The 18841-nt window shown below is 42.2% G+C and carries 20 protein-coding genes and 3 tRNA genes; 11 read left to right on the forward strand and 12 right to left on the reverse strand.

Features of this window, described 5'->3' with window-relative positions; all coding sequences use genetic code 11:
• Positions 1–118 precede the first annotated feature (118 nt).
• The 4 genes from N518_RS0101990 to N518_RS0102005 all read left to right on the forward strand — a co-directional run bounded on the left by N518_RS0101990 (position 119) and on the right by N518_RS0102005 (position 2399).
• Positions 119–1960 carry a long-chain-acyl-CoA synthetase gene (locus tag N518_RS0101990; RefSeq protein WP_005023188.1) on the forward strand — a complete coding sequence of 614 codons (1842 nt, stop codon included), beginning with the start codon at positions 119–121 and terminating at the stop codon, positions 1958–1960.
• Between the two features lie 132 nt (positions 1961–2092).
• A tRNA-Lys gene (locus N518_RS0101995) sits at positions 2093–2168 on the forward strand.
• 19 nt (positions 2169–2187) lie between these two features.
• Positions 2188–2263 (forward strand) — tRNA-Lys (locus tag N518_RS0102000).
• A 60-nt stretch (positions 2264–2323) separates the two neighbouring features.
• Positions 2324–2399: transfer RNA gene (locus tag N518_RS0102005), tRNA-Lys, on the forward strand.
• A gap of 92 nt (positions 2400–2491) precedes the next feature.
• Here N518_RS0102005 and N518_RS0102010 read toward each other — a convergent pair.
• From N518_RS0102010 to hemW, 3 genes are all read right to left on the reverse strand, one after another.
• A complete protein-coding gene (locus N518_RS0102010; protein ID WP_005405965.1) occupies positions 2492–3025 on the reverse strand; it encodes a glycine zipper domain-containing protein in 534 nt (177 codons plus the stop codon).
• A 343-nt stretch (positions 3026–3368) separates the two neighbouring features.
• Positions 3369–3989, reverse strand: coding sequence for a threonine export protein RhtC (rhtC, locus tag N518_RS0102015; protein ID WP_005023184.1), 621 nt, complete (start codon positions 3987–3989; stop codon positions 3369–3371).
• 60 nt (positions 3990–4049) lie between these two features.
• Positions 4050–5204, reverse strand: coding sequence for a radical SAM family heme chaperone HemW (hemW, locus tag N518_RS0102020; protein WP_010699881.1), 1155 nt, complete (start codon positions 5202–5204; stop codon positions 4050–4052).
• A 127-nt stretch (positions 5205–5331) separates the two neighbouring features.
• Between hemW and N518_RS0102025 the strand changes: the two genes are divergently transcribed.
• The 4 genes from N518_RS0102025 to N518_RS0102040 all read left to right on the forward strand — a co-directional run bounded on the left by N518_RS0102025 (position 5332) and on the right by N518_RS0102040 (position 9114).
• Positions 5332–5793, forward strand: a complete 462-nt coding sequence (locus N518_RS0102025; RefSeq protein WP_016801232.1) for a DMT family transporter — start codon at positions 5332–5334, stop codon at positions 5791–5793.
• A gap of 81 nt (positions 5794–5874) precedes the next feature.
• On the forward strand, positions 5875–7182 hold the full coding sequence (locus N518_RS0102030; protein WP_051005727.1) for an MATE family efflux transporter: 1308 nt from the start codon (positions 5875–5877) through the stop codon (positions 7180–7182).
• A 249-nt stretch (positions 7183–7431) separates the two neighbouring features.
• Positions 7432–8742 (forward strand): ABC1 kinase family protein, encoded by a 1311-nt coding sequence (locus N518_RS0102035; protein ID WP_017400686.1) that lies wholly within the window; start codon positions 7432–7434, stop codon positions 8740–8742.
• A 117-nt stretch (positions 8743–8859) separates the two neighbouring features.
• Positions 8860–9114, forward strand: coding sequence for a type B 50S ribosomal protein L31 (locus N518_RS0102040; protein ID WP_005016847.1), 255 nt, complete (start codon positions 8860–8862; stop codon positions 9112–9114).
• 79 nt (positions 9115–9193) lie between these two features.
• Here the strand turns inward: N518_RS0102040 and crcB are convergent, their stop codons facing one another.
• Positions 9194–9574, reverse strand: a complete 381-nt coding sequence (gene crcB, locus N518_RS0102045; protein WP_017400685.1) for a fluoride efflux transporter CrcB — start codon at positions 9572–9574, stop codon at positions 9194–9196.
• Positions 9575–9748: 174 nt separating this feature from the next.
• On the opposite strand from crcB, the gene N518_RS0102050 reads away from it, so the two are divergent.
• Positions 9749–10081 (forward strand): HopJ type III effector protein, encoded by a 333-nt coding sequence (locus N518_RS0102050; RefSeq protein ID WP_005016849.1) that lies wholly within the window; start codon positions 9749–9751, stop codon positions 10079–10081.
• Positions 10082–10111: 30 nt separating this feature from the next.
• Here the strand turns inward: N518_RS0102050 and N518_RS0102055 are convergent, their stop codons facing one another.
• From N518_RS0102055 to N518_RS0102065, 3 genes are read right to left on the reverse strand one after another with little or no spacing between them, the layout of a single operon-like run.
• Positions 10112–10513: a GFA family protein gene (locus N518_RS0102055; RefSeq protein ID WP_017400684.1), complete on the reverse strand. Its 402-nt coding sequence runs from the start codon at positions 10511–10513 to the stop codon at positions 10112–10114.
• A 37-nt stretch (positions 10514–10550) separates the two neighbouring features.
• Positions 10551–11765 carry a TIGR03862 family flavoprotein gene (locus N518_RS0102060; RefSeq protein WP_017400683.1) on the reverse strand — a complete coding sequence of 405 codons (1215 nt, stop codon included), beginning with the start codon at positions 11763–11765 and terminating at the stop codon, positions 10551–10553.
• Positions 11755–12393, reverse strand: a complete 639-nt coding sequence (locus N518_RS0102065; RefSeq protein ID WP_171053897.1) for an SAM-dependent methyltransferase — start codon at positions 12391–12393, stop codon at positions 11755–11757. The genes N518_RS0102060 and N518_RS0102065 overlap by 11 nt, the downstream gene beginning before the upstream one ends.
• Positions 12394–12482: 89 nt before the next feature.
• On the opposite strand from N518_RS0102065, the gene N518_RS0102070 reads away from it, so the two are divergent.
• Positions 12483–12668 (forward strand): DNA gyrase inhibitor YacG, encoded by a 186-nt coding sequence (locus N518_RS0102070; protein WP_005016860.1) that lies wholly within the window; start codon positions 12483–12485, stop codon positions 12666–12668.
• Between the two features lie 1042 nt (positions 12669–13710).
• Here N518_RS0102070 and N518_RS0102080 read toward each other — a convergent pair.
• The 5 genes from N518_RS0102080 to N518_RS0102100 all read right to left on the reverse strand — a co-directional run bounded on the left by N518_RS0102080 (position 13711) and on the right by N518_RS0102100 (position 18141).
• On the reverse strand, positions 13711–14355 hold the full coding sequence (locus tag N518_RS0102080; protein ID WP_005023162.1) for an MBL fold metallo-hydrolase: 645 nt from the start codon (positions 14353–14355) through the stop codon (positions 13711–13713).
• Between the two features lie 23 nt (positions 14356–14378).
• Positions 14379–15392, reverse strand: coding sequence for a ferrochelatase (gene hemH / locus N518_RS0102085; protein ID WP_005023159.1), 1014 nt, complete (start codon positions 15390–15392; stop codon positions 14379–14381).
• Positions 15393–15465: 73 nt separating this feature from the next.
• On the reverse strand, positions 15466–16494 hold the full coding sequence (locus N518_RS0102090) for a DUF4062 domain-containing protein (RefSeq protein WP_026443936.1): 1029 nt from the start codon (positions 16492–16494) through the stop codon (positions 15466–15468).
• 120 nt (positions 16495–16614) lie between these two features.
• Complete coding sequence (gene murI / locus N518_RS0102095) at positions 16615–17484, reverse strand: glutamate racemase (protein ID WP_026443937.1); 870 nt, start codon at positions 17482–17484, stop codon at positions 16615–16617.
• Between the two features lie 45 nt (positions 17485–17529).
• Positions 17530–18141 (reverse strand): DUF1285 domain-containing protein, encoded by a 612-nt coding sequence (locus tag N518_RS0102100; protein WP_005023153.1) that lies wholly within the window; start codon positions 18139–18141, stop codon positions 17530–17532.
• Between the two features lie 191 nt (positions 18142–18332).
• Here N518_RS0102100 and N518_RS16055 point away from each other — a divergent pair.
• A partial coding sequence (locus N518_RS16055) for an NAD(P)/FAD-dependent oxidoreductase (protein WP_034593527.1) occupies positions 18333–18841 on the forward strand: 509 nt, incomplete at its 3' end.

Raw genomic sequence — 18841 nt, forward strand, 5'->3', positions numbered from 1 at the left:
ACAGATTAAAAAACACTTGTATAGCTGCATGGGAAGCTTAAAGCTGTGTTTAAGTTCAGCTGAACCCTAGTCGACCCAGACCTTACCGGGACTAATCAAAAAATAATATAGGATTGTTATGAGTCAAACCCAACAGAGCGACCTCATCAGTATTACCGATGTTGCTGCGAAATTACCCCAGTTTATAGCGAAAGTACCTCATCTTCTAGCTGGTCTGAAACAGGCTTATATCCGTACACCTGACACCCCGGCGGGACTAGGGCTAGCTTTTGAAAAAGCGGTAAAACGTAACCCGCGTGGTTATGCTCTCTTGTTTGAAGATCAAAAATATACTTATCTGGCCTTAAATGAATGGGCCAACCAGATCGCACACTATTATCTCTCGATAGGTGCGCGCAAAGGTGACGTGATTGCTGTCATGGTGGAGAACCGCTCTGAACTGGTCGCAACTGTACTGGGACTGGCCAAAATCGGAGTGACCATTGCTCTGGTCAATACTTCACAAACAAGTAAAGTGCTAACGCATAGCATTAATCTGGTTAAACCGATTGCATTGATTGTTGGTGAGGAAGTTCGCAGTGCAATTGATGACATTCGTCAAGATATTCTCTTGCCAGAAGACCGGTTTTACTGGTTTGCCGATCAGGCAACACGTGCAGATGTTGGTAAAGCACCAAAGTATTACCAAAATCTAGCAGAAAAAATTGAGAATTTTCCGAAATTTAATGTAGCCACTACCCAATCAGTACAGGGTAAAGATGGTCTATTCTATATTTATACCTCTGGTACAACCGGCCTGCCAAAAGCTGTGATTTTCACCAACAGCCGCTGGACTCTGGCTTATGGCACTTATGGTCATGTACTTGATCTCAAACCGAATGATGTCATGTATGTAACCTTACCGCTTTATCATGCGACTGGCATTGTTGTCTGCTGGTGTGGTGTGATTGCGGGCTCAGCCTCTCTGGCCCTACGGCGCAAATATTCAACTTCAAGCTTCTGGAAAGATGTGCATAAATATAATGCCTCTGCCATTGGTTATGTAGGCGAATTATGCCGTTACCTGATGGATGCAGAACCCACTGAACTGGAAACAGGCCACCGGGTTAAAAAAATGATTGGTAACGGCATGCGTCCAAATATTTGGGATAAATTTAAGCAACGTTTTGGCGTAGAGGAAATTCTGGAACTCTATGCTTCAAGCGAAGGAAATGTCGGCTTTAGTAATATTTTCAATTTCGACAATACAGTTGGATTTTCTCCAACTCCTTATGCAATCGTTGAATTTGATAAAGAAACGAATGAACCGGTACGTGATCAGCATGGCTGGTGCAAGAAAGTAAAAAAAGGAGAAGTAGGTTTACTTCTTGGAAAAATTACCCGTCGCTCCCCTTTCGATGGCTATACAGACCCTGAAAAAAACAAGTCAGTCATCTTAAAAAATGTCTTTAAACAGGGCGACCAATATTTTAATACTGGAGACCTGGTACGTCATATCGGCTTTCGCCATGCCCAGTTTGTAGACCGACTAGGAGATACATTCCGCTGGAAAGGTGAAAATGTTTCCACCACTGAAGTCGAGAATATCGTTTCAGAATATCCTAAAATTGCTGAAGCAGTCGTCTATGGGGTAGAAATTCCCCATACTAATGGTCGTGCAGGAATGGCAGCTATTACTTTGGCAGCTGGCGAAGCACTTGATGAGCATGACCTTACTGCAATGGTGGTTGAGTTTAAAAAACATCTTCCTGCTTACGCAGTTCCGGTATTTTTACGTGTACAGGAAAAAGTAGAAACTACCGGTACTTTTAAATACCAGAAAAACAAGTTGAAGGAAGAAGCGTTTCATCCCGATAAGACCACCGATCGTTTATTGGTTTTACTTCCAGGCAACTCTGGCTATAAAGATATTAGTATGGAGATTTACCAAAGTATTCAAGACTACCAGTATCGTTTCTAAATAGACTAAAAAGAGCGTATTCGTATAAAAATACAGCAGGCGACTTATTTCTAACCAACTAAAGCAATAAAATTTAATTTTTGCTTGTGCTGGAAAAATAAATTGCTACAATACGCTCCATCAAGAAAATACGGGTCGTTAGCTCAGTTGGTAGAGCAGCGGACTTTTAATCCGTTGGTCCCGCGTTCGAGTCGCGGACGACCCACCATTTTCTTAAGACCCCAGATGGGTCGTTAGCTCAGTTGGTAGAGCAGCGGACTTTTAATCCGTTGGTCCCGCGTTCGAGTCGCGGACGACCCACCATCTTTTTAGAATATCTTTTCAAAAAGAGCAGCTTCTAAATCAGCTTTAAGATTTATATATGGGTCGTTAGCTCAGTTGGTAGAGCAGCGGACTTTTAATCCGTTGGTCCCGCGTTCGAGTCGCGGACGACCCACCAAGATTCCAAAAAAATCCCGGTCATTACTGACCGGGATTTTTTATTCTTCAAGGAATTATATATTAAAAATATTGAATTCCCGAATGATATGATTAATGGCGAATACGGTTCCAGGCATCACGTGAAGCATGTTTTGCTTCTTCCCAAGACAGGCGTGATTCAGCTTTAGTCTGTTCCCATTTAGTGCGCAAATCTGGCTCAGCATCTTCAAAACGCGCATCTGGGCCATAAGCTGAACGATTTTCATAGCCCACTCGGTATGCACCACGATAATCGCGGTCATAATCCAGATCCGGATGAGTATTTCGTGTGGCAGAGTAGTAAGGCTGATTTATACTGTTTTCACGCCAGTAAGCATCTTCAACCGTTGGGTCCATTGCTTCACCAGCTGCATGGCCAGCTAATCCGCCCACGACGGCACCCACTGCACCGCCGACTACAGTACCCACTGGTCCAGCTGCACTACCAATTGCAGCGCCTGCGGCTGCACCACCTGTTGCACCTAAGCCTGTTCCTACTGGATGAGAACCTGGTTCACCTGTAATTGGATCAGCATTTAAATCTTTTTTTACATCATCCGATGCATGCTTAATACGATCGCGGTCATAATCTGAAGTCGCCATCATCATTCTCCTTATAATAATATTGTGATTCTGGAAATCTGCCGCTATGGTGAGATTTCCTGTTCGCTCGTTAAGTACACATTCAGCTTAGAAGGCATTTATGTAAAAAAACAGGCTTAAATAAAGAGCTTTCAGTTAAGCAATATTGTAGAAAGTAAAAAAAATTGGCCAAAATTACCTGTAAGATTTAAAAGCTTACGCATTTTTACTCAACCATTCACAACCTCTATTTTTCCCCCTACTTCTCTTCTTATTTTTTATAAAAATAAAAAGTCCGGCAATAAGCTGGACTTTTCAGGTATGAAAATTTATTTTAAGACAGCATGGTAGTTACTGATAAATAAAATTATTTATTTAAAATAAGATAACTACCAAATAAGGTAAAAATACCACCCGAAATACCGTCAATCCATTTGGCAGCACGCTGGTATGCCCGCTTGAAGGAAGGCAGGGAGAAAACAAAAGCTACAAATAGAAACCAGATTGCTGTCTCGACCGTTACCAGCAGGAGTAACCACCCATGTGCATGATCCAGAGCTGGATTGGCCAGAAAAAGTGAAAATACGCTACCAAAATATATAATGGCTTTTGGATTAGACAGATTGGTCAATAATCCCCGGAGGAAAAAACTCAAAGGGCTCTGAGGCAGGGAAATCTGTACAGGCTGGGTATTTTCTTCTTTACGAAAGGCTGAACGCAGCATCTGAAAGCCTAACCAGCATAGATAAATTCCACCTGCGACCAATAAGGCATGTTTTAGCCAAGCCATTTTTTCAAATAAAATATTCAGACCCAGCAAGGCCAATAATGACCAGATCATGACACTTACACTGATACCTACCACCACAGCAAATGTCTCCATCCGAGATTTACTGATTGCAGTTTGGGAAACCAGAAAAAAATCTGGTCCGGGCGTGATCAGGGCACAAAAATGGATAAAAATTAGTGTTCCGAGCGCAATTAACATTATGTATTTACCTGTAACCTGCATGTCTTTAGAACAAGAATACGCTGTATCCTGATCTGTTTATAAAAATTCTTCAAGCACCGAGTTTAAAAAAAGATGGCCATGTGCTGTACAGGCGAGTTGTTCAGTATTTTCTGAAAACAAATGACGTTGCCGTAATGAATCCAGCTTGGCCTGTATTTTATCCAGTTCATAGCCGGTTCTTTCTTTATAGAACTGGGCCGGCACGCCTTCATTTAAACGCAAGGCATTCATCATAAATTCAAAGGGCATGTCTTCACGCTCAATCTTTTTAAATTGTAAGTGTTCAGCAGGTATTTTGGCCAGATAATCTTTAGGTAAGCGGGTCTTCTGAAACCGGTAAACTCCGTCTCTCAGACTGACTTTAGCATGTGCCCCTGCTCCGATTGCCAAGTAATCTCCAAATTGCCAGTAATTCATATTGTGTGCAGAAGGCTGTTCTTTACGCCATGCCGAAATTTCATACTGTATGAATCCATGTGCCTTAAGATATGCTTCACCCTGTTCCTGAATGTGCTCTAGTACACTCTCTACCGGCAATACTGGTTGAGTCCGGAAAAATACTGTATTCGGCTCAATCGTCAACTGATACCAGCTGATATGGGTGGCTCCGTTTTCAACAGCCAGACGTAGATCTGTTAGAGCCTGCTCTAGCGTTTGTTGTGGCAGGCCATGCATCAAGTCAATATTGATGCGTTTAAAACCGGCTTCTTGTGCCTGATGTATAGCATTTATAGCATTCTCAACACTATGAATCCGTCCCAGTTGTTTCAGATGCTGCTCATTAAACGTCTGCACTCCAATGGATAAGCGATTAATACCAGCCGCAAGATAGCCGGCAAAAGGATCATGTTCTACTGTTCCCGGATTAGCTTCCAGCGTAATTTCACATTGCTCTTCAAAAGGCAGTAAACCATTTAGCTGCTGAAACAGCCACTGGTAACCTGAAGCTGATATCAGTGACGGGGTTCCACCGCCAATAAATATGCTATGGAGTTTGCGGCCCTGTGCAAAGTGGAGCTGTGTTTTAAAGTCTTCCACCAATGCTTGCAAATATTCCTGTTCCAGTTCCAGAGATAATTTTCCATCGGGTACAGCATGTGAGTTAAAGTCACAATAAGGACACTTTCGCACACACCAAGGCATATGGATATAAAGTGAAAGTGGAATACATGAAGGATCTAGGCTACTCAAAAATTTTTCTCGGAGAAGGATGGAGCGTCTTACAATTTTAACATGACTGCATCATTGTACTTAACGCAATTCACATGAAAATCTCCTACACTCTTTTGTAATATCGAGAATAAATAATGAATTCAATATGATGAAAATATCGAGTCAACTTTTATTATTATTTCCCCTGACTTTGGCCATCGGAGTAATGCTGACCATACAAACTGCATTAAATACTCAGATGCGTATGTATTTGCATTCACCATTCCAGCCGGCTTTTTTTTCTTTTTTAATTGGAACAATTGTACTGGCGGTAATGGTGATGTTGCAGTCTGCACCCAAACCTCAGTTAAATGAACTTGCCCAGATTCCTTGGCATTTATGGTTAGGCGGACTGATTGGGGTTTATGCTATTAGCATGAGCATTTATACTGCCCCCAAAATGGGTTTTCTCATTCTCTCCGGACTGGTTATTTTCGGGCAACTGCTCATGTCAATGTTACTTGACCATTTTGGCTGGTTAGGCGTAGAGAAAAATCCGATTAACTGGCAGCGTTTACTGGGTGCAATTGTTATTTTCATAGGTGTATTACTGACACTGCAACGCTAGTCTGCCGCTTACCCCATATGAGTAAAATTAGTGTCTATTGCTACCACTACACGCTTTGAAATCAAGAAACTCTTTCAGTTGATGTTGCCTATTCTGGTTACTCAGTTTGCTCAGGCCGGTCTTGGCCTGATCGATACAATTATGGCAGGTCATTTATCTCCTACTGACCTGGCAGCAATTGCAGTAGGAGTCGGTTTATGGATTCCAATCATGTTGCTGTTTAGTGGTATTATGATTGCGACTACTCCCTTGGTGGCTGAGGCCAACGGCGCACGCGATTTTAATAATATTCCCACCATTGCCCGCCAGTCATTATGGATGGCTTTCATGCTGGGCATACTGGCAATGCTGGTGTTACAGTTGATGCCTTTTTTACTGCCTCTATTTGGAGTTCCTGAAAATCTGCAACCCAAAGCTGGCCTGTTTCTCCATGCCATTGGCTTAGGCATGCCAGCAGTCACCATGTATGCAGCCCTAAGAGGTTACTCGGAGGCATTAGGTTATCCGCGTCCAGTCACAGCAATCAGCCTGCTGGCTCTATTGGTCTTGGTGCCTTTAAACATGATTTTTATGTACGGCTTGGGTCCTATTCCTGCTTTAGGTAGCGCCGGTTGCGGCTTTGCCACTTCTATCTTGCAATGGTTGATGTTGATTGCACTAGCGGGCTACATCTATAAGGGGCGTGCTTACTGCAAGACCCAGGTGTTTAGCCAGTGGGAAAAATTTAATCCGGTTTGGGCCAAGCGTATCTTGAAACTGGGTTTCCCGATTGGTCTGGCTATTTTTTTTGAAGTAAGTATTTTCAGTACTGGAGCAATCATATTAAGCCCACTGGGAGAAACTGTTGTGGCCGCACATCAGATTGCTATTTCCGTGACCTCGCAGCTATTTATGATTCCCATGTCCCTGGCCATTGCACTGACTATCCGGGTAGGCATGTATTATGGTGAAAAGAACTGGCATGCCATGCGCAAGGTACAACACCTCGGTTTAATTACCGCGACTGTATTTGCAGTATTGACCATGCTGGTTATGTGGATTTTCCGCTCAGAGATTGTCGCTGTTTATACCCGGGATCTTGCTGTTACCCATATGGCCCTATATCTGATCCTGTTTGCGATTGCCTATCAGCTGATGGATGCATGGCAGGTCAGTGCTGCAGGTTGCCTGCGTGGAATGCAAGACACTAAAGGCCCAATGTGGATTACTCTTCTGGCTTATTGGGTAATTGCCTTCCCTGTGGGTATTTATCTTGCTCGTTTTACCAGTATGGGAGCTGCTGGAGTCTGGACCGGACTAATAGTAGGTTTGAGCGTTGCATGCGTTCTTCTGCTGCTACGTCTTTATATGAATAATAAACGGCTAAAATTAAGTGCCTCTACTGTTTAACCGTATTTCCATCATGCTCTTAACCAGCCACACCGGCTGGTTTTTTAACTTTAAAAATAAAGATAGCCTGTTTTTATAAAGGTGTTTAATTAAGACCTAAAAAGTGAATCTATAAACAATAATAAGATCAGCTCTTTTCTGTTATGTGTTCTTACAGGAACTGAACAATTTCAACTAGGCAACTTTTCTATTGTCCCCTATGATCAAATAATTCATTCACTTTATTTTAATGATTGAGGTCTAGTACCGATGGCTAAGAATGCAAGCTCGCCCGGCCGGCGTTTTATGAAACTTGCCGGCATGACCGCCAGTATTGCGACCCGAAGTGTATCTAATTCTATTCGTAATATCCGGGCAGATGAAGAACAAAAACAGGCCGCCAGAAGCCAGCTGTTTCAAGATATTGGAGTTCAGATTGCCAATACCTTGGGAGAGATGAAAGGCGCTGTCATGAAAGTCGGGCAAATTGCATCTCAATATAAAGATATTTTCCCGCCCGAGGTGGCTAAGGCAATTTCAAAGTTACAGCGTCAAGCTCCTCCCATGCCTTTTCCGGCCATACAGAAACAGCTAGAAAAAGAGCTGGGGCAACCGATTGATAATCTGTTTACATCTTTTGATCGGGAACCTTTTGCGGCAGCATCAATTGGTCAGGTACATAAGGCAGTATTACCTAATGGCGAGCAGGTCGTAGTCAAAGTGCAATATCCAGGTGTGGATGAAGCCTGTGAAAGTGATTTAAAACAGGTTCGGCTGGCTTTACGCCTGATGGGTGTTTTAAAAATCGATAAAAAACTTCAGGATCGGCTGTTTGCAGAAATTCAAGACAGTCTAAATGCTGAACTTAATTATGAAATTGAAGCACAGAACTTGACTGTGTTTAAGACCTTTCATGAAGCATTAGATGAAAAAATTATTATCCCACGTGTTTATCCACACTATTCTACCCGTCGAGTACTGACTTTAAGCTTGGAACAGGGCGAATCTATAGAAACTGCCAGTACCTGGCCGCAGGATGTCCGTAATCAACTTGGCCGACGCCTGGTCCGCGCGCTAGGACAAGAAATTTTCTATCTTAAACGTTTCCATTGTGACCCACATCCGGGTAACTTTGCATTCCGTGAAGATGGCCATGTCATTGTTTATGATTATGGCGGAGTAAAGACTTTAAATACTGAAATTATTGAACACTTTAAAACTTTGATCAATGCTGCACGCCAACATGATATTGATACGCTTGAAGACCAGTTAATTACTTTAAATGCACTTTCAGAAAAAGGAAAATTTCCAAAAGAACTATATGAAGAATGGCTAGATGTGTTACTCAGACCATTAACCACCCAGTATGATTTTGCTGAAAACTCTGCCCATCATGACGGGGTATTACTGGTGAAAAAGTCGCTAAAATACTGGGACCTGTTTAAGCCTTCACCGGATACTCTTATGGTGAACCGGACAATCTCCGGGCATTACTGGAATTTGATCCAGCTCAAAGTAAATGATGATTTAAGTGATTTATTTGAAGAACTGGTCGCCTCAGATCAACAAAATAAACTTTAAAATTGTTCTATTGCCCTGTTTGGATATGTAATTTAAATAGGGTGATGACTTGAAAATAATTATAAAATCCCTATATATTGTTATATTATAACATTTCATTTAGCTATGGAGTTTACCATGCGTAAAGATATCCACCCTGAATATCAGGAAGTATTATTTCACGATACCAACGCTGATGTATATTTTGTCATTGGTAGTACCATGAAGCCGAAGCAGACCAAAGAATATGAAGGCAAAACCTATCCATACGTTACCTTAGATATTTCGAGTGCCTCTCATCCGTTCTATACAGGTGAAGTTCGTCAGGTCGGCAACGAAGGCCGTGTTGCAAGCTTTAATAAACGTTTTGGACGTTTTAAACGCAGCAATTAAGCAGTAATAATTTTTAAATTGAATTCTTCTTATTTGAGGTCTAAGTCGTTGCTCTCCTCCACTTAGACTTCTTTTTTACTTATCGATTACCCAATAAGAACTGGAACAGATAGAATCCTGCTGTCAGTAAGAGCATACCCATGATTAAACTCGACAGACTATAGGCAAGCCCCATTGCTATTTCATTCTGTCGCAACAACTGAAAAGTTTCCAGACCAAAGCTTGAGAATGTGGTAAAGCCGCCCAGTATACCCACCATCAGGAAAAGCCGTGTTTCCTGTTGTAGAACTGCGTATTTCTGGTTAATAGCAAAAAATATGCCTGCACAAAAACAGCCTAACAGATTAATCCACCAGGTTGCCCAAGGAAATAAACTGCCTGTCTGGCTGAGTAATAATGTCATGCCATAACGCAGGCTTGCACCTATTGCCCCACCGCAGGCAACCAATAACCAGTTCATAATGATATATAGCTGATGTGGATAAGCCCTATTTTATCCACAAACTCAAAAAATATTCATTAAAAATTCGCCTTGAGAGGCAATACATAGCTCGTTAAATTCTGCATAAATCAGGAAAAATACTCATAAAAGCGCTATGCTAGGTTGCTTAATTCTTTATAGGGAATAGGATTTATGGCCCAGGAACTTCTTGAACAGCTACAAGCTGGCCAAGCAAATTTTACAGATGTCATCGCTTATATAGACTCTCGTTATATTCATAACCCGACTGCTTTTCGTAACGGCGCACAGCATAATGCGGCGACAGAAAATCAGGGTAGTGCCAAAGTCTTGAGTTTTGCCAAACTCAACAGTCTAAGTCAGGAACAGACCTTAGCTTTATTTGCTGAGCACTATGCAGCAGTCTTAGCAACCCCTGAAGGTACAGATCATCAAAATATCCGGCAGTTTATGCAGCATGGCTGGGATGAAGTACAGTTTCAAGCCGAAGCTTTACAAGCCAGGTAAATGTTGAAAAAAGGACCTCATGGTCCTTTTTTATTCTGGCCGCTCATTAAATTGTGGTAACTCATCACAAATAGTCTCCCACTCTGCTTTAGAGCCAACAAAAATATGTTTCCCTGGTCGCGTCTGGATCGGCGTATCTAACGTACCAATTCTAAGACGGTAAAAATCAGGAGTATCACTTTTAATACTGATAATTGGCGAGCCACACACACCACAGAAACAGCGTTCGGTCGTTGATGAAGATTGATATTTTTTTAAAAGGTTCTCACCCTGTATCCATTTAAACTGCTGGATAGGAACTGGTGCATTGGTCGCAAAAGCCGTACCATTGGCTTTACGGCATTTCTGGCAATGACAATAAATAATTTCATCAAGTTCAGTTTCAACTTCATAGCGAATCCCTTGACACAAACAGCTTCCCTTTAGGCTCATTCTAGTTCTCCATCACAAATTCTATTATCAGTACATACTATGAACTCTGTTGTTCTATCAGATAGGTATGCACACCTTCACCAGCAGCCCGGCCAGTAGCAAAACATGCTGTCAGTAAATAGCCCCCGGTTGGCGCATCCCAGTCTAGCATTTCACCACAGCAAAACACATGTGGCTTTGATTTTAGTTGCAGCCTTGCGGTCAGGGCATTCTGTTTTATACCACCAGCACAACTGATAGCTTCTTCAATCGGTCGGAAACCCTCCAGAACTACTTTCAAATGTTTAATCTGCCAAGCGAGCTGTACAGGATCTTTCCATAAGGTTTTATCGACCAGTTCACGAATCAGACCAGCTTTGGCTGTATCCAGGCCCGCCTTACGCCAGACATTACTCAGTGACTGCTTTCCTGACTGTAATTTTTTTATTAACTGTTCGTTATCTACATCGGGTAATAAATCCAGATACAGAGTTACAGGCTGCTGTTGCCGCTGTAACTTGCGTAAGGCCGGTCCGTGCTTGTAAATAAGGCCACTTTCCAGACCATAATGGGTAATTACGATATCTCCCTGAGCTCTGTGTTTAGGGCTTACCCATGCTCCTACTCGCTTTAAAGGCTGGCCAAATAAAGGTTGCATAAAACTGGACCACGTTCTGACCACACCTGCATTGCTAGGTTGAAAAGGCTCAATTTGCTCTCTATCAAGCCAAGCCTGCCACTTGCCATCGCTACCTAACTGGGGCCACGATACCGCGCCACAGGCCAAAATAATCGCGTCAAACTCCAGCTGAAAAGGCGTATTCTCAGGTTGTTTTAAATCCAGAAGTTGCACCTGTTTAGCCTTGAGACCTAAACACTGATGACGGTAATGAAAGTGTATGCCTTGCTGGACCAAGCGTGTTAACCAGGCACGGAGCAGAGGCGCAGCTTTCATCTCTACGGGAAAAATCCGGCCAGAAGAACCAATATAGGACGCTATACCGAGTTCAGCCATCCAGTTCTGAATCCAGTGTGCATCCCAGCGCTGTATCCAGGGATACAGCCATTCAGGGTGATCATAGCGCTGGATAAATTCAGTAAGAGGCTCAGCATGAGAAATATTTAATCCGGTTTTCCCCGCCATTAAAAATTTTCGCGCAGCTGAGGGTTTCTGCTCAAATACATGAATCTCATAGGCATACCGGCTCAATACTTCTGCCGCCATTAACCCTGCCGGACCTGCCCCTATAATTGCAATACGTTTAGCCGACATCACTTTTTCCCTGTAATGGCAAAAAGTCATCAAAACGGGTGGAATAACCACAATGTTTGGTAATTATCAATTGCTGGCATGATTCACCACGCTCGAGATACTTGATTTCAAAATGTGTGCGTGCTGACTCTGGTCTAATCTGTTCTTTTTCATAGGACAACTGCCAAAGTTGCTGTAACTGCTGCTCAGCTTCCTCAATATACTCAGGAATATTGCTGGCCAGTGTGATCGTACCTTCCGGCTTGAGACGCGACAGTAAAAATTCAAAAAATGGCATATTTACCCAGCGTTGTGCCGGATTATGCGGTTCAGGATTCGGATATAAAATAAAGAATTGTTCAACCTGCTCCGGATACAGAGCATGAACTATCCATGGAATAGCGTCTGCATGTACAGGAGTCAGATTTTGTTGACCTTCGAGCTGATGCTGCTTTTGCATGGCCAAAAATTTTTCCCGGGTCCGTTCAATGGCAAACAAGCGCTGCTCAGGATACTGACCACTAAATAATAAGGCGTGTTTTCCTTTACCTGCCCCGATTTCAACACAAAGTGTCTGCTGATCAAGCGCTGAAAAATCACGTGGCGCATGCATACGATGGGCTTGAAATTGACGAATCGGCATATTCACATCAAACTATGGAGAATTTGACACAAGTCTATCAAGAGCTGATTACTTTGCCTAATAATCCTAGGCTCTCTACTAAAAGGATATTGATTATGCAGCAGCGTACCTTCCCTTGCCCACGCTGTGGCAAACCTGCCACATGGGAAAATAATGAATTCCGGCCTTTTTGTTCAGAACGATGTAAAATGATTGATTTAGGTGCTTGGGCCAATGAAGAATATCGTGTACCAACACAGGATTCGCCTAGCCGACAGGATTCCAGTTTTGAAGATGACTAAGCATCAACTCATACAACCAGTCGAGTTGCTAATATAAGCCAAGCTGCCCTACAGTACACACTTATACTTCTGTTCTTTTAGTTTTAACATTTTGGATGATATTGCTCCAGCAAGTGTATAAAATAACTAACAGATATTAATGAATAAATTTTTATCAATATTTATAAGTCTACTACTTTTATGAATACTGCTTAAAAATAGTTACCACCTTAATAATCAAGTTAAATACTTGCTTAGGCAGTGATAAATATTCTACTTTTTGAATTATTTCACTGCCAAAAACCTCTAGCACTCTACTTGATTATATTTTTTAGATTTATAATATACTGACCTAAAAATTTAAATATTGTTTGAGTATAGTTTGAATAAAGCTGATGCGCATGATAAAAGCTAAATCTCTTATAGATTGATTATGATGAATACTGACTAATACTATTGCTCAAACTATATTCTTTAACTAGTTTATAATAATAAAGTTTCCTTATATTAAATATTTTATAAAAGTTACTTATATGCGTTTTATATACTTTTTCTTCCCTAAATTTTACTTAAAAAGTAGCGATAAAGCTGGAATAAAAGTTTAACCAATTTTCATAAAATTAATTTTACTTTTACAATGTATCTACTTTGTATATCTAAAATCTATGCTTTTAAGCTTTTTAAACAAAAAGTTATGTTATTTCAATAGACTCTAAACATCTGGTTATAAATTAAACATTTACTTTTTTAATTCAATACTTTTCTTAATAAAACCAAACATATATTTAAATTCAAGTTATAACATGCATAATTTCTCTTTTAGAAACTTTACTTTATCTCCTTGTTATGTCTTTATATCAATTACTTAAAATTCTATTTTTTATCTTTGTATTGCTGGCTATATTTTTTATTGGTTTAGGTATATATGCCTTAGACACAACACTTATTTTAATTGCAGTCTTATTTGCTACAGTTGCAGTTCTCATTGGCCTAGAGACTAAACAGATTCTTGCCAATCCATTTAGAAAGAAGTGAGCAGAAGCTTACTTCTTTCTTGGCTTGATTAACCTGCTTTACCCGCTAAAAATGGGTTATGTTGTTTTTCAAAACTAATTGTACTCATCGGACCATGGCCACAGATAAACTGTGTATCATCTGGTAAAGTAAAACACTCCCGCTGGATTGAATCCAGAAGTTGCTGATGGTTACCCCTTGGAAAATCAGTTCGTCCAATCGAACCTTTAAACAGCACGTCTCCCGTCCAGAGCAGGCCATGCTGTGCATTGTAGAAAATTACGTGACCTGGTGTATGTCCGGGTGTGAAGCGTACCTCAAATTCATTTTTACCCAGTTTAAGTGTTTCGCCCCCTTCCAGCCATTGGTCTACCTTAACAGGCTGCGGTATAGGAAAACCATAACGTGCGGAAACTTCTTGAATCATATCGAGCCAGAACTGGTCTTCCTTATGCGGTCCAATTACCGGCACATCCCACGTATTGGCCAGCTCTCCTACTGCACCGGCATGGTCAAGATGACCGTGTGTCAGCCACAGTGCTTTAACATTTATGCCCAATGCCTCGACTTCTGCCTTTAGCTTTTCAGCATCGCCACCCGCATCAATCAATATGGCTTCTTTAGTTTCTGCATCCCAGACAATGGAACAGTTCTGGGCAAACGCAGTAACTGGAACAATTTTGACTTGCAACATGGTATACCTCTGGCTATATAGCACTAGTTGGCTAGGGTTTGGGTTAATGTATCAAGATTAGCCTTAACCAGACTGGTGAGCAAATCCAGATGGTCTTCACGATTATTCAGCGCCGGAATATACGCATATTCTGCACCACCTGCATGCTTAAATGTTTCAGCATTTTCCATAGCCAGCTCTTCCAAGGTCTCCAGACAATCTGCAGAAAATGCAGGACTCATGACCTGAACTGATTTCACACCTTCTTGACCCCACTGTGCAAGTAGCTCATCAGTATAGGGCTTAATCCATTCCTGTTTACCAAAACGTGACTGGAAACTACAGGCCCATTCATGTGGCTGCAGATTCAGGCTTTTCGCTAAGCGCTGTGCAGTAATCCGGCAACGTTCTGCATAAGGGTCGCCCTTATCGGCATAGGGCTGTGGAATTCCATGAAATGACATTAATAGTTTTTCAGCACGTCCATGTACAGATTGAAACTCACGTACACTATTTGCCAGTGATTCGATAAATAAGGGATGCTGATAATAATCACGGATAATAGTCAGACCCGGCAGATTACGCTGTTTGGGTATCCAGCGGGCTACTGCGTCATAAAGTGGTGCGGTAGAAGTCGCCGAATATTGTGGGAAAAGTGGAAAAAGAAGTATATGATCTTGTGGATCTGCCTGAAGTTTAGCCAGAACTTCATTAATACCCGGGTTACCATAGGTCATGGCAGGTATGATTTTGAGTTCAAACTGTGGATATACGCTACCAAGACGGCTTTGCATCTGTTCAACTTGTTTAAACAGGACTTCACGCATAGGAGAATCCTGATTCCATACCTGGGCATAGGCTTTTGCTACGCGCTTGGGACGAAATGGCAGTACAAAAAGGTTAAGGATGACTTGCCAGAGCAGTTTGGGAATCTCAATAACACGCTGATCAGACAAAAACTGTTTAAGAAAACGGCGTACTGCTGGAACAGTAGGTGCATCTGGAGTACCCAGATTGGCCAGAATAATTGTGACTTTAGCTTTAGAAGCAGGCGTCATAACAGGTTTTCCAAAGTAGACTAAAGCGATGATCTTGTTAATTTAACAGCTTTTTATATATCTTAAAAATTAATTAATACCTAGATCCATATTGGTAAATACGATCAAAATCTGTATGCTGATTTTCAATCAGTTTTTGGCCTTTAGGAGTAAGTTTCCATAACATGCGCTGTCGGTCATCACGGCCGCTAGGCATAATCCAACCATTTTGACGCATCTGTAATTTAATATTGTGCAAGGCACGGATATTAATCTGTGAACGTGCAACGGCATGAGCACGTGGCATTTCAAGGCGTGCTTCCGACAAACCGGTATCATTTAAATACTCATTTAAAGATTTAGAAAAATATTCTTCCGGAGTAGGAGATTTGAAGGTATTGCCCAGAACTGCCAGCAGTTGTGCCCAAGATAATTTACGCTGCAACTTTAGTTCTTTAAAATTACCATCCTGATAGGCATGCAACCGGTACTCAAAAGTGTAAATCTCACGTGGGCCGACTTTGGGCAAATCCAATAATGGGTCATGTTCACGTGTCCCCATTTCAGTTTCTAGCTGGGCAATTTTTTCTTTGAGCTGGTCAATTTCATCCTGCAAACGCTGAGTATTTTGCGGACGCACCCAGCCTACAACAGGATAACGTTCAAGCATCTGTGGCATATTCAGACGCACCGCCATTTCCAGATCACGCAGAGTTCGGTAGCTGAAAACCTGATCCATATCCTGCTGTAGCTGTTTGCGAAAATCTTTAAATTTTTCCCTTAATTCTGGTTTTTGGTCATGCAATTCTTGTGCACGTGCTTCTGGCTGCTCGTGCATAAAGACAATAATCGGTTTCTGCTTGCTTACTGCATAGATATATTCAAGGTGCATATATCCCACGCCAGAGACAGACTGCTCACCATACTGGCTACCCAGTAAAATTACGACATAATCACAATCATCAATCTGCCGGCGGGCAAATGCTGTGGTCAAAGGTGTGCGTTGCTCGAGGCCCCAAGAAAAAAAACCCATCCCTACCAGAGTTTGTGCCAAGACGATGCGCTCAGGTTGCATATCACTACCCGAGGTCGATATGAATACTTGATAACGCTTATCGAGCATGGCATGTCCTCATTTTTTCATAATAGTTATCTTCGCTCAGCTTACTTTATTAAACTATAGCAAGAGTGCTAATTTCCCCAATAAAATTTAAAAAAATTACCAAAAATTCAACAATCTTTCTTAAAGTTTCAGATTTTGAACACTCCAGCTCAATGTAGGAGAAATTAAGTGCTGTAGGATAGGTTTCAAATTCTCAGCATTGTGACCACTGACATAACACTGAATCCGGGTTTCAGACTCACAAGTCTGCTCACCAAGCAGTTCATTTTTTATCAGAATACGGGCTGTTTGTCGGGCCACAGCCTGTCCGGAATCAACTAAAGTAAGCTGTTGTCCGAATATGGCCTGGATAGCCGGCTTTAGAAAAGGATAATGGGTACAACCCAACACCAGATGATCTGCCCCCTGCTCAACTACAGGCTGCAAAATTTTCTTAAGCATATTCAGACACTGCTGGCTCATCTGTAGCCCCTGCTCAACCAGCGGAACCAGCTCCAGACAGGTAATGGGTAAAACTTTAACTCCCGTGGGCATGGCAAAACGTTCAACTACGTCTTTAATCAGGTTTCCACGAAAAGTGGCCGGCGTAGCCAGAACAGCTACAACTTTTGTTTTGCTTTGCAATACTGCGGGTTTTAGGGCAGGTACCAGTCCAATAATCGGAAAAGACTCCCCATAATGCTCACGCAGGTAATCCAAGCTGAAGGCTGAAGCAGTATTACAGGCCACTACTGCCGCTTTGCATCCTTGGCGGTAAAGCCATTCAATCGCCTGTGCAGTCAGCTCACGGATATTTTGATCACTCCGCGGGCCATAGGGAACATGAGCAGTATCGGCATAATATAATATCTGTTCATGGGGCAAATGCCGGGCTATTTCCTGGGCTACTGACAGCCCGCCAATTCCCGAGTCAAAGATCCCAATGGGTGCATCCCGCGACGCATGTGGCATAGGGTTAACAAGAGTATAGAGGGGCTGTATGGCTGTCATGCGGGTTATTAGCAGTTCAGGAAATTCAGCTATAAAGCTTAAACCTCAGGTGCCTAATTGCAAGTGCAAATCACCACTTTGTAGATGCAAAATAGTCTTTCCCTCAGCATTTTCTTCAAGTTCACCATATTGAACCAAGTGATAGAAACTTTGACGCTGAATCAGGGCATTGATTCCAAAGCGCACATGTACATAAGGTCGTAACTCACCCTCATATTCACGCATAAAAATTGGATGGTCTTCATCAACAATTACCACATCCTGATTAGTAGTGGTTAGCTCTATATATTGTTTACCATTGAGCTTGATCTGGTTCACCTGATTAACAAATAACGGTTCATCCTCTACTTTAATCTCAATCTGCTCGGCCGGAGTTTTTAAATAAAACTGATCATTCTCTTTCCAGAGCACACTTGAAAACAGGTCTAAAAGTGACTGTCTCTTAATCAGTTGACCTTCGTGCCACCATTCTCCATTGGCTTTTACGCTTAAATCCATTTTGCCACAACGCTTTGGCTGCCACTGGTCAACCGGGGGAATTGACCTTTTGTGACTTTGCTGTGCATCTTTTATGTATTGTGCAATGCTCAGTAAGTTTTTATCATCTTTTTGTGGCGATTCTTTCAGCTCTTCAAGCGAATTATTTTGTTTTACCATGGTTTATGCCTTGCTGACGGGAAATTAATACGACTCAGCCAATTGGCTTGATCAAGGTTTGAAACTATACTAGCCCAAACTATATTAAGACACGTTATGCAATTTGTGTCTCACAATCAAGAACACTCATGGCAGCGCCGAATTTTTCCAAGGATTACGGTGGCCACCCCTAGCGATATGAGGAGTCCTACATGGAACACGTCGAACGTGAATCGATGGAGTTTGACGTAGTGATCGTTGGTGCAGGACCTGCAGGTCTTTCAGCTGCGATCCGCATCCGTCAACTGGCGATTGAAAACAACCTACCCGATCTTTCCGTTTGTGTCGTCGAAAAAGGTTCCGAAGTTGGTGCGCATATTCTTTCAGGTGCTGTACTTGAACCCCGGGCCATGAATGAACTCTTCCCCGACTGGAAAGAGCTCGGTGCTCCGCTTAATGTCCCGGTGACTGAAGACAGAACCTTTTTCCTGCTCTCTGACACCACCTCCAAAGAAGCACCGCACTGGATGGTGCCAAAAACCATGCATAATGATGGCAACTACGTCATCTCGCTGGGCAATATCGTACGCTGGCTGGGTACCAAGGCAGAGGAGCTGGAAGTCTCGATCTTCCCGGGCTTTGCTGCATCAGAAATCCTCTACCATGAAGATGGTTCGGTCCGCGGAATCCAGACCGGTGACATGGGCATTGGCAAAGATGG

Source organism: Acinetobacter sp. UNC436CL71CviS28 (genome assembly GCF_000620525.1).
Classification (GTDB): Bacteria; Pseudomonadota; Gammaproteobacteria; order Pseudomonadales; family Moraxellaceae; genus Acinetobacter; species Acinetobacter radioresistens.

Bases quoted from the DNA above. Each gene is read 5' to 3' on its own strand.
- N518_RS0102060 (WP_017400683.1), bottom strand. From the start codon at position 11,765: ATGTCGGCTAAACGTATTGCAATTATAGGGGCAGGTCCGGCAGGGTTA.
- N518_RS0102025 (WP_016801232.1), top strand. From the start codon at position 5,332: ATGATGAAAATATCGAGTCAACTTTTATTATTATTTCCCCTGACTTTG.
- rhtC (WP_005023184.1), bottom strand. From the start codon at position 3,989: ATGTTAATTGCGCTCGGAACACTAATTTTTATCCATTTTTGTGCCCTG.
- N518_RS0102050 (WP_005016849.1), top strand. From the start codon at position 9,749: ATGGCCCAGGAACTTCTTGAACAGCTACAAGCTGGCCAAGCAAATTTT.
- N518_RS0102080 (WP_005023162.1), bottom strand. From the start codon at position 14,355: ATGTTGCAAGTCAAAATTGTTCCAGTTACTGCGTTTGCCCAGAACTGT.
- N518_RS0102040 (WP_005016847.1), top strand. From the start codon at position 8,860: ATGCGTAAAGATATCCACCCTGAATATCAGGAAGTATTATTTCACGAT.
- N518_RS0102035 (WP_017400686.1), top strand. From the start codon at position 7,432: ATGGCTAAGAATGCAAGCTCGCCCGGCCGGCGTTTTATGAAACTTGCC.
- hemH (WP_005023159.1), bottom strand. From the start codon at position 15,392: ATGACGCCTGCTTCTAAAGCTAAAGTCACAATTATTCTGGCCAATCTG.
- N518_RS0102090 (WP_026443936.1), bottom strand. From the start codon at position 16,494: ATGCTCGATAAGCGTTATCAAGTATTCATATCGACCTCGGGTAGTGAT.
- N518_RS0102055 (WP_017400684.1), bottom strand. From the start codon at position 10,513: ATGAGCCTAAAGGGAAGCTGTTTGTGTCAAGGGATTCGCTATGAAGTT.
- N518_RS0102070 (WP_005016860.1), top strand. From the start codon at position 12,483: ATGCAGCAGCGTACCTTCCCTTGCCCACGCTGTGGCAAACCTGCCACA.
- N518_RS0102100 (WP_005023153.1), bottom strand. From the start codon at position 18,141: ATGGTAAAACAAAATAATTCGCTTGAAGAGCTGAAAGAATCGCCACAA.
- N518_RS0101990 (WP_005023188.1), top strand. From the start codon at position 119: ATGAGTCAAACCCAACAGAGCGACCTCATCAGTATTACCGATGTTGCT.
- N518_RS0102010 (WP_005405965.1), bottom strand. From the start codon at position 3,025: ATGATGGCGACTTCAGATTATGACCGCGATCGTATTAAGCATGCATCG.
- murI (WP_026443937.1), bottom strand. From the start codon at position 17,484: ATGACAGCCATACAGCCCCTCTATACTCTTGTTAACCCTATGCCACAT.
- N518_RS0102030 (WP_051005727.1), top strand. From the start codon at position 5,875: ATGTTGCCTATTCTGGTTACTCAGTTTGCTCAGGCCGGTCTTGGCCTG.
- crcB (WP_017400685.1), bottom strand. From the start codon at position 9,574: ATGAACTGGTTATTGGTTGCCTGCGGTGGGGCAATAGGTGCAAGCCTG.